This is a genomic window from Aquidulcibacter sp. (assembly GCF_044346625.1).
Taxonomy (GTDB): Bacteria; Pseudomonadota; Alphaproteobacteria; order Caulobacterales; family Aquidulcibacteraceae; genus Aquidulcibacter.
The window spans coordinates 19,550-33,109 of the sequence record NZ_JBIIYV010000005.1; the positions used below are offsets into that span (position 1 = coordinate 19,550).

Sequence of the window (13,560 nt, forward strand, 5' to 3'; positions counted from 1 at the left end):
AAATGCTAAACCGCGCGCGCGGATCAATCAAGCATAAAGCGAGATGGTGTGAGAGGTCCTATCCCCTAGCGCTTGCCCCGCTCTGCCCGTTCCACAAGCTTCTCCATGCGCGCGACCAATTGGGGTAGCCTACGCGCGGTGGTGAGCGCGTTGGAAACGTCGGCAAACATTTGACGGGTGACGCCTTCAGGGCCCAATTCCGTGTGCATGAAGCGCTCCACCACCGGGCGGGAGGCTTCCCAAATGTCGTGATCGGGGTCGATGTTGCGGGCAACGCCTTCAACCTGCACCATGGTCTTCTGCAACAGCACCAATTCGGGCCGCATATGCATGCCAAATTGTTCGGTCACATCAAACAATTGCGTCAAAACCCGGCCCATGGAGACCTCACGCGCTGGCCTGCCCCAAATCGGCTCCCCCACCGAGCGCAGGGCGTGAGCAAACTCACCCTCATCATGATCGGCAGAGACATAGCCCGCTTCGATATGGACAGCGGCGGCTCGGCGATAGTCGCGACGGAGGAAGGCGAAGAGGATTTCGGCGAGATAGCGGCGCTCGGCCATGCCGATCCGGCCCATAATGCCAAAGTCCACGGCCCAGAGCGCACCGTCTGTGCCCAAAATGAGGTTGCCCTCATGCATGTCGGCATGGAATACGCCGTGGTCCAAAGCGGCAGCCAGAAAGCCACAGGTGACGGCATTGGCGAGCTTAGCCCGGTCCGCACCGTCCAATGCACCGGGCTTGGTCAAGGGTATACCCTCAACCCAAGACGTGGTCAGGACGCGTCGCGCTGTGCGTTCCCAGTCAATGCTAGGCACTTTCAAATAGCCATCAGCGGAGACAATCTCGCCAAAGGCATCGCCGGCACCTGCCTCGCGTCGCAAGTCAAGCTCCTTCTCCAGCGCGGTGCGAATGGTAGCGACAAAGGCGACAGGCTCAAGGCGGCGGGATTTGGGGACAAGGGCTTGGACAAGATTGGCAGCCAAGGCCATGGCTTTACCTTCGGCCGCGATTTCCTTCTCAATGCCCGGCCGCAACAATTTGACCGCCACTTTGCGCCCATCTGCCAAAGTCATCTGGTGGACTTGGGCGACCGAAGCTGCGGCGATTACAGGACCTAAGTCTGGAAACAGGGCTGCGCGCTTCTCACCAAATGCGGCATCGAGGCTGTCTAAGGCGATGGTTTGCGAAAAAGGCTCCAGCTGATCTTTGAGGCGCGAGAGGCCTTCAGCGGCTTTGTCGCCCACAATGTCGGGTCGAGTTGCTAGAAGCTGGCCAAACTTGATCCAAGCCGGGCCCAGCTTCTCCAACGCTGTTGCCATGCGCGTGCCAGGATCGCCACTGATGTGGCGCGACCCCAGTCGAAGCACACGCCCCACCATACGGGCAGGCAAAGGTAGCAGGTCATAATATTCTCGCGGTAGGATCGCATCATAGCGCCCTAAGGTCCAACCGGCCCGCATCAACCGCATGAGCGCGTCAATCAAACCTTCCAGCCCCCGTGCAAGGCGGTAATGCCACCGGAGAAATTAGTATATTCGACACGGTTGAAACCAGCATCGCGGATCATAGCCGCAAAGGTCTCTTGGTCTGGGAAGCGGCGGATGCTTTCCACCAGATATTGATAGGGCTCTGCATCCCCAGTCACGGCCTTACCAATCGGCGGGATCGCCTTGAATGACCAAGCGTCATAAAAGGCTTCCAACGCGCCAGTGGTAGGCTTGGAAAACTCCAAACAATAAAAACGACCGCCGGGCTTGAGGACGCGATAAGCTTCGCGAAGGGCCTTGGGGATGTCGGTCACATTGCGAATGCCATAGGAAATGACATAGCCGTCCGCCGAATTGTCCGGGAACGGCAATGCTTCGGCGTCGCCCACGGCCCAGCCAAGTCCGTCCAAGCCGCGTTCACGACCTGCTGCAATCATCTCAGCATTGATGTCGACCACGATGATCTCAGACGGAGGACCGCCAGAGCGCGTCCGCGCGGCATCGGCCAATGCCTTAAAGCGTCGGGCTAAATCGCCTGTGCCGCCCGCGAGGTCCAAAATGCGTTCGCCCGGGCGCGGGTTCAATCGCGCAGCCACAGCATCTTTCCAAGCCCGGTGCATCCCGGCACTCATCAGATCATTCATCAAGTCATAGCGGCTGGCGACAGCGTCAAACACACCGCGGACGCGTGAGGCCTTCTCATGTGCCGGCACATCTTGAAAACCGAAGGAAGCAGTCTTGGAGTCAGTCATACTACCGACATAGCGCCTTGCACTCTTGTCCGCCATATCTACTAGTGCGTCATTATGCCTGAATTACCCGAAGTCGAAACTGTTAGACGAGGCCTTGAGCCCACTTTAAAGGGCCAGACCCTTGTCCGCGTGGAAGCACGCCGCCCAGACCTGCGCTTTGCGTTTCCAGCCCGGTTTGTCGAGCGCCTTGAAGGGGCAACAGTGGAAAGCCTCGACCGGCGTGCGAAATATCTTATTGCTTATCTCAACACCGAAGAAGCCTTGATTATGCATTTGGGCATGTCAGGCCGCTTTTCGATTGTCGATGAGCGCGGCGTGCTGGCCTTTGACGACTATGCCTATGACACGGGGGCAGACCCCAAGCATGATCATGTCGTGCTGCATGTTGGGACAGGTGCGAAGGTCATTTACAATGATCCCCGCCGCTTTGGCTTTATGGATATCGTTCCCACGGCAAGGCTTGAACAGTCAAAGCACTTTGCCAAGATGGGGCCAGAGCCCTTGGGCAATTACTTCTCGGCCGATCATTTGGCCAAAGCACTCGCCACAAAGAGAACCCCGATCAAGTCAGCCTTGTTGGATCAAGCTAATGTGGCGGGCTTGGGCAATATTTATGTCTGTGAAGCCTTGTTTCGTGCCCAAATCAGCCCGATGCGTCTGTCCAACACGCTGACTCCGTCAGAGGTTGCCATTTTAACAGAGGCCATCCGCGCGGTACTCATAGAAGCGATTGAAGCAGGTGGCTCGACCTTGCGGGATTTTGCTGCAGCCGATGGCTCCTTGGGTGGTTTTCAAGAAAGGTTCGACGTATATGGCCGCGAAGGGCTGCCCTGCCCGCGCAGCCCGGCTGTCGGAACGCCGCATGAGCGGATTCATCGGACTGTGCAGTCAGGGCGTTCCAGCTTCTATTGCCTAACCTGTCAGACCTGACGCTGCCCCGTATTATAATCTGTAACAGGAGTTTACCCATGGCCTATGAAACCATCCTTCTGAACGTCGCTGACGGGGTTGCAACCATCACCCTTAACCGTCCAGAAGCCCTGAATGCCTTCAATCAGCAATTGATGAACGAACTGACTGCTTGTCTTGATGTGGTTGAAGCCAGCGAGGATGTTGGCGCGATTGTTATCGCCGGCTCAGCCAAGGCTTTTGCCGCAGGCGCGGATATTAAAGAGATGGCGACCAAGACGTTTGCAGATGTTTATGGCCAAGACTTTATCACCGCCAATTGGGAGCGAGTAACCCGTTGCCGCAAGCCGACCATCGCGGCTGTTGCCGGCTTTGCTCTAGGGGGCGGCTGCGAACTTGCCATGATGTGCGACATGATCCTCGCGGCGGACACAGCAAAATTTGGCCAGCCAGAGATTAAGCTCGGCGTTATTCCAGGTGCCGGTGGCACGCAACGGTTTGCCCGCGCTGCGGGCAAAGCTAAGGCAATGGATATGATTTTGACCGGTCGGCTGATGGATGCAATCGAGGCCGAACGCTGCGGGATTGTTGCACGGATTGTGCCTGCGGACACGCTGTTGGACGAAGCTCATAAGACGGCGAAAACCATTGCTGGCTATGGTAAACTGGCAGTGATGGCGGCCAAGGAAGCCGTTGACCGCGCCTTCGAAACGCCGTTGAGGGAAGGGGTGCGCTTTGAACGCCGGATCTTTCATGGTTTGTTTGGCACCGAAGACCAAAAGGAAGGCATGGCGGCCTTTAATGAAAAGCGTCCAGCGCAATTCACTGGCCGCTGATGAAACATAGGCAATATTGCTTGACCTTTGGCCCCTGTTTCGGCATACACCGCCCCCTCTTGGGTAGCCACGTGGCTATCTCTTTCACACGTTAAATCGGATTAAACGATGGCCAATACGCCTTCGGCCAAAAAAATGGCCCGCAAGATCGTGCGCCGCACGCTGGTAAACACCGCCCGTCGCTCGCGCATGCGCACATTTATCCGCAAAGTCGAAGAAGCAATCGCTTCAGGTGACGGCGCAGCAGCTACCGCAGCCCTTCGTGTTGCGGAACCAGAAATCATGCGCGCAGTATCGAAGGGCGTTGTCCATCAGAACACTGCTTCTCGCAAGGTTTCGCGTTTGGCTCAGCGCGTGAAGGCAGTTGCACGTCCAGCTTAATCAGTTGGGAGCAATTTCGCCGAGCATGGACTGAAAAGTGAGATAATCCGGATACCTCGGTTTTAGGGTTTTTGGACTTGGACATCTCACCAAAATAATTTGTGCCGAATGCCTTACTTTTGAGCAGTCAGAAATGGCGCGGTACACGGAACATTCTAAGTCAAGTATCCTACAGCCGCATACGCCAGTATGCGGCTGTTTGTGTTTATAGGGTTTATTTGGCTTTCTTTGCCTTAATTTTATCTAAGTATATGGTTTAATTGAATTTTTTACGAGATTATTGGTTCGGAAATTTTATCCACAGGGTTGTATAGCATCACGCTTTTGTTAGTTTTTGCATAAGCCCCGCTGATTATTGGGAATCTTCACCTGTCAAGCGAATCAGGTGCCTCAGCAGCAGAAAAAACAGATGTCAAACGCATGAAAATGCTGTTGCGTACCGGCGCTGTGTAGGCTTTAGTTTAACCACGACGTCGGTCCTCTTGCTTCAAGCGGGGATGGCGTTTTGCCCAGTCTTGGACCTCTTCCAGCGAATAACGCCAAATGGCGAACGCGGAACTGTGTCTGGAGCACTGAGTACAAAATGGGTGGTCCTTTGGGACAGTTAAATGGCGGGGTGGTTTGAGTAATGGTCTATGGGGTGCATACGAGCGTTTCGGCGACACTTGGTTTAGCCAACCTGCCTGCAGATCTAGAGCTGTCTTCGGCTCGGGGATTGTGGGCAACGGCTTTGCCTCGTTTACGCGGAGAGCTGGGCCCTGACGCATTCCGGGCTTGGATCGAACCTTTGCGCCTAATCGCCATTGACACGGCTTCGGTCACATTTGGCGCACCTAATGGTTATGCCGTAGCCCGACTGACCACAGATTATTTACACCGTCTGCAAGCGCGCTGGTCCTCACTGGATCCAGCTGGTCGCCGCGTGCGCTTGGTTGTGGCGGACGCTGAGGCGCTTGCATCTGATGATGTGATTGCGGATGAAGACCTTGAGCTAGCCCAAGAGCTTGCCGTCGCAGAAGCCGCGCAAGACCCCGTGGAATTGTCCGGCTCAGCCAAAACTTTCTCCAATTACGAGGTGGGCGAAGCAAATCGGGTCGCTGTCGCGATCGCACGCGGCCTTGCTGAAGGGCCAGGTACAGGCGATCTCGTATTCTTTCATGGCTTGCACGGGGTTGGGAAAACCCACCTTCTTGAAGCCGTTACTACGCGCTTGCGCGAAACAGCGCCAAAGAAGCGCGTGTTATTGTTGACCGCACAGCGCTTCCTGAACGAATTTCAATCTGCTCTGCGTGACCGCGAGACTGGGCCTTTCAAGGCGGCCCTGCGCGGGGCAGACGTTTTGTTGATCGATGATCTGCAGCTCATTTGCGGCAAGTCCGCCACTCAGGACGAATTTTTCCAGACGTTGGACGATCTAATTTCGCGCGGACGCACAGTTGTCTGCACAGCTGACGTCGCCATTGACGGCTTGCAAGGCCTCAACAGCCGGATGCGCTGCGTGCTGCAAGGCGGTTTTATTGCAAAAATCAATGAACCTGACTTCGAATTGCGTCGGGCTATTGCCAAGCGCAAAACAAGCGAGCTCAATGCACGTCGGGGTGGGTTTGTATTGCCCGACGAAGGGATTGATCTGATTGCAGCGCGCATCACGGGAACTGGGCGTGCAGTTGAAGGGGCCATCAAACAGGTGTTTGCGGCTTCAGCTTTGATTGGCCGGGAGGCAAGTATGGAAGTTATTGTTGAGGCGTTATCGGGCAATTGGAGCCCTCCTGAAAAGTCAGTGCCGGTTGAGACGATTAAGCGTCGGGTCGCAGCTTTCTATGATATGACTTTGGAAGATTTAGTTTCTCAACGTCGTCATCGCGCCGTGGCTCGGCCGCGCCAAGTGGCGATGTATTTCTGCAAGCGACTAACCCGTCGCTCCTTCCCAGACATTGGCCAAAGATTTGGTGGGCGCGATCACACCACGGTTATGCATGCGGTGAAGCGGATTGAAGAATTGGCCGCTCTAGATGTTACCTTTGCAGCCGAATTGCAGGAAATTGGCCGGAAGATCACCGAATAGCGGCTAAAGTCATTGCGCAAGGTGATAAAAATCGGGCAAAATGAATCTTCAACTTGGCCAGAATCAAAATGGTTCTGCCCGTCCGTTGCGTTTGTAGCCCGCGGATGGAATGTCGAGTGCCATTGACTGAAGATTTTCTCGGGGAGCGGGTTCGGGTATGCGTCTAACGATCGAACGTGGAGCGCTTTTGAAAGCTCTGGGCCATGTGCAAAGTGTCGTTGAGCGGCGCAATACAATCCCCATTTTGTCGAATGTTCTGATCGAAGCCCGCGATGGCAGCGTCACGTTCGCGGCGACCGACCTTGATATTGAGATTGTTGACGGCGCTGAAGCCGATGTCGAACGTCAGGGTGCCATCACGGTTCCTGCTCATTTGCTGTATGAAATCGTCCGCAAACTGCCGGATGGGTCGCAAGTGCGGTTGGATTTGTCGCCAGACGACCCGCGCGTGACCATTACCGCGGGCCGTGGCCGCTATAATCTCCCTGTGTTGGCAGCTGGCGATTTCCCCGCCATGTCCAGTGGCAACTTTGACTCTCGCTTCACCTTAGAGCGTTCAGCCCTCGCCCGTTTGATTGACCGCACACGCTTTGCTATCTCGACCGAAGAGACGCGCTATTATTTGAACGGCGTTTACTTGCATTCGGCGACCGGGGATTCAGGTCCAGCCTTGCGTGCCGTTGCCACTGATGGCCACCGCCTGGCCCTCGCCGATTATCCGCAGCCTGAAGGCGCGACGGCTGTACGCGGCGTCATTATCCCGCGGAAAACTGTGCAAGAGTTGCGGCGCTTGTTAGATGATGCGGCTGATGAAGTTGAGATCGCGGTCTCGGACGCCAAGATCCAGTTTTCATTTGGCCGCACAACGCTGACCTCGAAACTGATCGACGGCACGTTCCCAGACTATACACGCGTCATCCCAAAGGGGAATTCGCGGATCATGACGGTGCGTAATGATGAGTTTTCGCGCGCAGTTGACCGGGTGGCGACCATGGCGGCAGAGCGTTCGCGCTCCATCAAGCTCACCATTGGCGATGCGAAAGTCATTTTGGCGGTCAACAGCCCCGAAACCGGTGCAGCGACCGAGGAAGTGGAAGCAGACTATAGCGCCGAGACAATTGAGATTGGGTTCAATGCGAAATACCTCCTCGATATCGCAGGCCAAATTGGTACCGGTGAAGCGCGGTTTGAGTTTGCTGACGCAGCATCACCTACCCTTGTGCGCGACGGTAATGACCCCAATGCGCTCTTTGTGCTGATGCCGCTGCGCGTGTGACGTCTGACCTTGTCGCGACCCCGCGCGCCTTTGTGCGGCGGCTTAATCTAACCCAATTTAGAAACCACCCGCGCCTCGATCTAGAGACAGGCGATGGGCCCGTCTGTTTGTTTGGCCCCAATGGTGCCGGCAAGACCAATATTCTTGAAGCCCTCTCGCTTTTGGGGCCGGGGCGCGGCCTGCGTGGGGCAGACCTTGAGGAAATGGCCCGCCAAGGCCCTGACGGTGGTCCTTTTGCTGTTACAGGCCTAATACAATTAGGCGATGAGGCGCGGCGGATTGGGGTGGGACTTGAGCGCACCGCGACAGGGCAAAGACGTGTTGCCCGCATTGATGGCAAGGATGCTGGGCCCAAGGATCTGGCAGAGACGGTACGGTTGCTCTGGCTCACCCCCGCCTATGACCGCCTTTTTGCAGGCCCGGCGGGCGAGCGGCGCAAATTCCTCGACCGTTTGGTGTTTGCAATTGCTCCAGAGCATGCTCAGCAGGCCAGCCAATTTGAGAAGGCCCTGCGCGAACGTGCGCGCCTGTTGGAAGAACCTAAGCCTGACACGCGCTGGCTGAACGTTGTTGAAGCTGAAGCGGCTGCGGCCGGTGTAGCGCTAGGTCTTGCGCGCCTTGAAGCGGTTGATGCCTTGCAGACCGAGATTGCCCAACGGCCTGATGGTGCCTTTCCCAAAGCAACTCTTGCCCTTGAAGGTTCATTCGAAATCAGCCTGCGTGAAGCGAGCCACGCAGCACTGGCAGAAGCCGATTATGCGCGCCAATTGCATGATTGCCGGGCCCGTGATTCGGCGGCTGGACGGGCCTTAGATGGCCCGCATCGTTCGGATTTAACTGCGATCCACGCCCCCTCTGGCATGCCCGCTCAGAAATGCTCGACGGGAGAGCAGAAAGCCCTTGTAGTTACACTGATTTTAGCCCAAGCGCGGCGGATAGCTTCAGGCCTTCCAACGGCAAAAAGTACGGGCTTTTCTGGGCCGAATCCGCTAGTCTTACTGGATGAAGCCGCAGCCCATTTTGACCCTGCCCGACGCGCCGCACTCTGTGAGGAATTACTGGTGCTTCCAGGTCAATCTTGGCTAACGGGCACGGATCAAAATCTGTTTGAGGAGTTTGGTTCGCGCGCAACCCAGTTTGAAGTCTCACCGGGATCAGTCCGGTTGATGCAGTGAAAGAAGTGTGACGCCACATGAGCGATCTTCCCAGCAATAGTGAGCCAGAAGCCGAGTCAAACGTACCAGAAGTCGAAGATAATCGCGTCTTTGATGCCGAAGGCTTTGACGAGAATGGCCGTGATGCCAATGGGCAAGCCTCTTATGGCGCGGATTCCATCAAGGTCCTCAAAGGACTGGATGCGGTGCGCAAGCGCCCCGGCATGTATATTGGTGACACTGACGACGGCTCTGGCCTGCACCACATGGTCTATGAAGTCGTCGATAATGCGATTGACGAAGCTCTTGCGGGCCACGCAACCATTTGTAACGTAACACTTTATCCCGACGGCTCCGCCGAAGTGGAAGATGATGGACGCGGTATCCCGACCGACATTCACAGCGAAGAAGGTGTTTCTGCCGCTGAAGTTATCATGACCCAGTTGCATGCGGGCGGTAAGTTCGACCAGAATTCTTACAAGGTGTCTGGCGGCTTGCATGGCGTGGGTGTTTCGGTCGTGAATGCTTTGTCCGACCTGCTTGAGTTGACCATTTTCCGCAATGGCATTGAACACACCATGAGCTTTGCCTTGGGTGAAGCCAAAGCGCCTTTGCGACTTGTTGGCCCGGTTGAAGCCGGGAAGAAGGGCACACGCGTCCGCTTCTGGCCTTCGCCCACCATTTTCACCATGGTGGAGTTTGATCGCAAGACGTTGGAGCACCGCCTCCGCGAATTGGCCTTCCTGAATTCCGGCGTCACCGTGCGCTTCCGCGACTTGCGTGGGCCGGAGCCCTATGAAGAGATCATGCGCTATGACGGCGGCGTGGAAGCCTTCGTCCAGCATATTGACCGCAACCGCGTCAGCGTCACCGAAAAGCCCATCTTCGTGAAGGGTGAGAAGGATGGCATCGTGGTGGAGGCCGCGTTGCAATGGAACGACAGCTATCACGAAAATATGCTGTGCTTCACCAATAACATCCCCCAGCGTGACGGTGGCACCCACTTGGCGGGCTTCCGTGGTGCGCTTACCCGCGTGATCAATGCCTATGGCGAGAAGTCCGGTATTTCCAAGCGCGAGAAGGTCGACATCACCGGCGATGACGCGCGCGAAGGCTTAACCTGCGTCTTGTCCATTAAAGTCCCGGACCCGAAATTTTCCAGCCAAACCAAGGACAAGCTGGTCTCGTCCGAAGTCCGCCCGGCGGTTGAAAACACCGTCGGCGAAACTCTGGCCGCTTGGTTTGAGGAAAATCCAAGCCTCGCCAAAGTCGTGATGGCCAAGATCGTCGAAGCCGCTGCGGCCCGTGAAGCAGCGAAAAAGGCTCGCGAATTGACCCGCCGGAAAAGCGCACTCGATATCGCTTCCCTGCCCGGCAAGCTTGCTGATTGCCAAGAGCGTGACCCCGCGAAGTCAGAAATCTTCATCGTCGAGGGTGACTCGGCAGGCGGCTCAGCCAAACAAGGTCGTGACCGCGGTTTCCAAGCTGTTCTGCCCCTGCGCGGCAAGATTTTGAACGTCGAGCGTGCGCGCTTTGATAAGATGTTGTCGAGCCAAGAAATCGGCACCTTGATTACTGCGCTTGGCACCGGGATTGGTCGAGATGACTTTAATCCAGACAAATTGCGTTACCACAAGATCGTCATCATGACGGACGCAGATGTCGATGGCGCGCACATCCGTACCCTACTTTTGACCTTCTTCTTCCGCCAAATGCCTGAACTGATTGAGCGTGGGCATTTGTTCATCGCGCAACCGCCTTTGTATAAGGCCTCCAAGGGCCGGTCAGAGCGTTATTTGAAAGACGATGCGGCGCTGGAAGCCTATCTCATCGAAGAAGGCACCACGGATGCCATTTTGACGCTGTCCAGTGGCGAAGGCCGCCTTGGGGCCGATCTGGTGGCAACTGTGAAAGATGCCGAAGGGTTTGAAGGCTCCGTCCGTCGTCTGGCCACCCGCTTCCCGGCGTTTGCGATTGAGCAGGCGGCGCTTGCCGGTGCGCTTGTGATCGGGGCCGGACAAGAGTCGGCGCAACGTTTGGCCTCGCGGCTGAACGAGCTGGCTGATGAAGGCGAAGATAGCTGGACCGTCATGATTGATGCCTCGGGCCTTGTGATGACGCGCGAAGTGCGCGGTGTTGCGGAAACCATCAAGCTGGATCAAAACGTCTTGGGCTCATCAGACGCCCGCCGCTTGGCAGAGCGCGCCGCAGCTATGGCTGGTGCTTATGACGGCTTGGCTAAGATCAAACGCCGCGAAGTCGAAACCCAAATCCACGGACCTTTGGCTTTGTTGGAGGCCGTCCGCGCGGCCGGCCGAAAAGGCATCACCATCCAACGCTATAAAGGCTTGGGCGAAATGAATGCCGACCAATTGTGGGAAACCACCTTGGACAAAGAGGCCCGCTCGCTTCTGCGCGTCTTTGTCGACCATGCTGACACAGCCGACGGCATGTTCACCCGCCTGATGGGCGACATCGTGGAACCCCGCCGCGAATTCATCCAAGAATTCGCGCTGGAAGCCGAAGTGGACGTTTAGGTCTGGCCTCTTGTCATCAAGTGCGTTTAACTCATTAAGTCGGCGCACGTCTAAGGGCTTTCCTTTTAGTCTGGACCCATTTTGGTGGAAACCCTGTTTCACCAAAATTGATCCTCCAGGATTAGCGCGACATCTGGTTAGTCAAGTGTCCGTTTTCTTTGAAGACGGATCGCCTCACGACGCGGCAAAGTTGCGCACTTGACTACTCAGAGGTCGCACGAACAATTGAGATAGCGGTTGGGTGACCAGAATTGGCACCAAACCGCTTCCAAGTAGCTACGTCATTCAAAGGGGTCGGCTTTGCAGAAAAGCACGCCCAAAAGACCGCGCACCACAAGGTGCGCATAGATACGTGGTGACATGCGCTGCTCGTGGCTCACGCGCTCCAATATCCCCGCCGAAGCGAAGCGCAGAGCAGAGCAGCCCCCCTACTGCACCCGCTTATAAGCCGTATATTCCTTGGCTGGATCTTGCAGCACAGGGCGCAGCAGCATGGCCGTATTGGCGGGCACTTCGACGCGGATAAGGCCTGCGCGGGCACGGGTTTGATAGCCGGTGAAAACGTCCTTCAATGGCTCGTTATTCATCAGCTTTGAATCTCGGACAGACAGGAATTCGGATACCGGCGCATCAGTTGGATTGACCAACACCACCGCCAGCTCCCCCACTTTGTCGGTATAGCGGGTGAAGGCCAGCAGGGTTTCGGTATCGAGGCGGCGGAATTCGCCAATGCGCAGGGCGCGCATCTCTTTACGTAGGCGTGTCAGTTGGCGCAGCCAGACGAACTCTGGATTGTTGTCATTGGCTTTTGACCAATCCATCGGTGCACGGTTCATCGGGTCATCTGCGCCTTCTAGTCCCACTTCAACGCCATAATAGAGATTGGGCGAGCCCGGCAGTGTGAACTGAAGAACTTGCGCCATGCGACGGTTAGCAAGATCGGGCAAGCGATTGATCAAGCGGGGCCGATCGTGATTGTCCAGCACAATCCATGACCGCAGCAGGCCTTCGTAATTGCTGTCGGTCACCATGCGTTCCAAGATCGACGCGGCTTGGCGGCCCGAAACCTTGCCATCGACGAGCTCATAAATCACTTCACCAGCGGTGATGTTCAACATCCCATCCATCGGCCCCAGCCATTGTTCGGGATAATTATAAATCTCACCCAGCATCAGCGAGCCCGGCTTAGCACGGTGAGCAGCCCGCGTAGCATCGCCTAAAAACTTAAAGCCAATGTCATAAGCCACATCCAACCGCCAGCCATCGACCCCATCGCGCAACCAGCCTTGAATGACCGAATCAGGATCGCCATACAGACGGGCCTGCACGGCAGGGGTTTCCCATTTCACATCGGGCAGATTGGCAATATCCCACCAGCCGCGATAGCCCATTTTGTATTCTGGGCCGATGAAATACCAATCTCGGTAAGGGCTTTGGGGGTTTTTAAGCGCGTCCTGAAACTGTGGCGAATTGCGCCCCATATGGTTCAAAACGCCATCCAAAACCAGTCGCATGCCCTTGTCGTGGAGGCCCGCTGCCAGCTTCTTGACATCATCGCGGGTGCCATATTCAGGCGAGACTTTGAAATAATCATTGGCGTCATACTTGTGGTTGGTGAAAGCGTCATGGATTGGCCCCAAATAAAGGACGTCCACATCCAGATTCTTTACATAGTCGAGTTTGCTGGCGAGGCTGTCGAGATCGCCGCCCCAAAAATCCAGCTCATGCGTCCACAGGCCTTGCTCTGGCAGGAGCTTGCCGCGCGTGGGTGCCTTAGACCAAGGTTGCAAGGTCCGAGGGGCCGCATAAAGGGCGCGCTTGGCTTCTAAATCGCGCGAGGGGGCAAACCGATCAACCATCACCTGATACACAACCGGACCAATGCGCCAATCGGCTTCACGCGCGGCAAGCTTGGGCGCAAGCGCCAGATCATGGGGATTTGCAAACGAGATGGGTTCAGACACTTTCGGACGTTCCTTTTGTTGCACCGGGTGCGGTGTTTGAGCAAAAGCCAAGGTGCTGACAAGCAAAACACTCGCCGCACAGGCACCCGTGCGCAGGATCATTTTCCAGCGATTCTTAAGCATGCAGCCCTCCACCCAGATTCTTGTTGTTTTCCTACATAGTGCCGGACAATGTCTGAAAAGCAAGGGTGTGTGA

Annotated in this window: 10 protein-coding genes; 7 read left to right on the top strand and 3 right to left on the bottom strand. The window is 56.1% G+C overall.

The genetic code is table 11. The features are described 5' to 3' along the window. Window positions 1-65: 65 nt before the first annotated feature. Both ACIQ20_RS02910 and ACIQ20_RS02915 read right to left on the bottom strand, forming a co-directional pair. On the bottom strand, window positions 66-1,487 hold the full coding sequence (locus ACIQ20_RS02910; RefSeq protein WP_395777251.1) for an AarF/UbiB family protein: 1,422 nt from the start codon (window positions 1,485-1,487) through the stop codon (window positions 66-68). Beyond that, window positions 1,484-2,242 (bottom strand): class I SAM-dependent methyltransferase, encoded by a 759-nt coding sequence (locus ACIQ20_RS02915; RefSeq protein WP_346383562.1) that lies wholly within the window; start codon window positions 2,240-2,242, stop codon window positions 1,484-1,486. The genes ACIQ20_RS02910 and ACIQ20_RS02915 overlap by 4 nt, the downstream gene beginning before the upstream one ends. A 54-nt stretch (window positions 2,243-2,296) precedes the next feature. Between ACIQ20_RS02915 and mutM the strand changes: the two genes are divergently transcribed. The 7 genes from mutM to gyrB all read left to right on the top strand — a co-directional run bounded on the left by mutM (window position 2,297) and on the right by gyrB (window position 11,400). Continuing rightward, window positions 2,297-3,172, top strand: a complete 876-nt coding sequence (mutM, locus tag ACIQ20_RS02920) for a bifunctional DNA-formamidopyrimidine glycosylase/DNA-(apurinic or apyrimidinic site) lyase (protein WP_395777254.1) — start codon at window positions 2,297-2,299, stop codon at window positions 3,170-3,172. A gap of 38 nt (window positions 3,173-3,210) precedes the next feature. Continuing rightward, window positions 3,211-3,987: an enoyl-CoA hydratase gene (locus ACIQ20_RS02925; RefSeq protein ID WP_395777256.1), complete on the top strand. Its 777-nt coding sequence runs from the start codon at window positions 3,211-3,213 to the stop codon at window positions 3,985-3,987. A 108-nt stretch (window positions 3,988-4,095) separates the two neighbouring features. Further along, window positions 4,096-4,368: a 30S ribosomal protein S20 gene (gene rpsT, locus ACIQ20_RS02930; RefSeq protein ID WP_290807448.1), complete on the top strand. Its 273-nt coding sequence runs from the start codon at window positions 4,096-4,098 to the stop codon at window positions 4,366-4,368. Window positions 4,369-4,996: 628 nt separating this feature from the next. Further along, window positions 4,997-6,433 (top strand): chromosomal replication initiator protein DnaA, encoded by a 1,437-nt coding sequence (dnaA, locus tag ACIQ20_RS02935; RefSeq protein ID WP_395777259.1) that lies wholly within the window; start codon window positions 4,997-4,999, stop codon window positions 6,431-6,433. A 157-nt stretch (window positions 6,434-6,590) separates the two neighbouring features. Then, window positions 6,591-7,709, top strand: a complete 1,119-nt coding sequence (gene dnaN / locus ACIQ20_RS02940; RefSeq protein WP_395777261.1) for a DNA polymerase III subunit beta — start codon at window positions 6,591-6,593, stop codon at window positions 7,707-7,709. Continuing rightward, window positions 7,706-8,884: a DNA replication/repair protein RecF gene (recF, locus tag ACIQ20_RS02945; protein WP_395777263.1), complete on the top strand. Its 1,179-nt coding sequence runs from the start codon at window positions 7,706-7,708 to the stop codon at window positions 8,882-8,884. Before dnaN ends, recF begins: the two co-directional genes overlap by 4 nt. A 17-nt stretch (window positions 8,885-8,901) precedes the next feature. Beyond that, complete coding sequence (gyrB, locus tag ACIQ20_RS02950) at window positions 8,902-11,400, top strand: DNA topoisomerase (ATP-hydrolyzing) subunit B (protein WP_395777265.1); 2,499 nt, start codon at window positions 8,902-8,904, stop codon at window positions 11,398-11,400. Between the two features lie 428 nt (window positions 11,401-11,828). Here gyrB and ACIQ20_RS02955 read toward each other — a convergent pair whose 3' ends face one another. Continuing rightward, the gene (locus ACIQ20_RS02955; RefSeq protein WP_395777267.1) at window positions 11,829-13,487 is read right to left on the bottom strand and encodes an alpha-amylase family glycosyl hydrolase; all 1,659 of its coding nucleotides are present in this window, start codon (window positions 13,485-13,487) and stop codon (window positions 11,829-11,831) included. Between the last annotated feature and the right edge of the window lie 73 nt (window positions 13,488-13,560).

Excerpts from the sequence above, each read along its gene's own strand:
- mutM (WP_395777254.1), top strand. The coding sequence starts at position 2,297 with ATGCCTGAATTACCCGAAGTCGAAACTGTTAGACGAGGCCTTGAGCCC.
- dnaA (WP_395777259.1), top strand. The coding sequence starts at position 4,997 with ATGGTCTATGGGGTGCATACGAGCGTTTCGGCGACACTTGGTTTAGCC.
- rpsT (WP_290807448.1), top strand. The coding sequence starts at position 4,096 with ATGGCCAATACGCCTTCGGCCAAAAAAATGGCCCGCAAGATCGTGCGC.
- ACIQ20_RS02925 (WP_395777256.1), top strand. The coding sequence starts at position 3,211 with ATGGCCTATGAAACCATCCTTCTGAACGTCGCTGACGGGGTTGCAACC.
- ACIQ20_RS02955 (WP_395777267.1), bottom strand. The coding sequence starts at position 13,487 with ATGCTTAAGAATCGCTGGAAAATGATCCTGCGCACGGGTGCCTGTGCG.
- ACIQ20_RS02915 (WP_346383562.1), bottom strand. The coding sequence starts at position 2,242 with ATGACTGACTCCAAGACTGCTTCCTTCGGTTTTCAAGATGTGCCGGCA.
- gyrB (WP_395777265.1), top strand. The coding sequence starts at position 8,902 with ATGAGCGATCTTCCCAGCAATAGTGAGCCAGAAGCCGAGTCAAACGTA.
- dnaN (WP_395777261.1), top strand. The coding sequence starts at position 6,591 with ATGCGTCTAACGATCGAACGTGGAGCGCTTTTGAAAGCTCTGGGCCAT.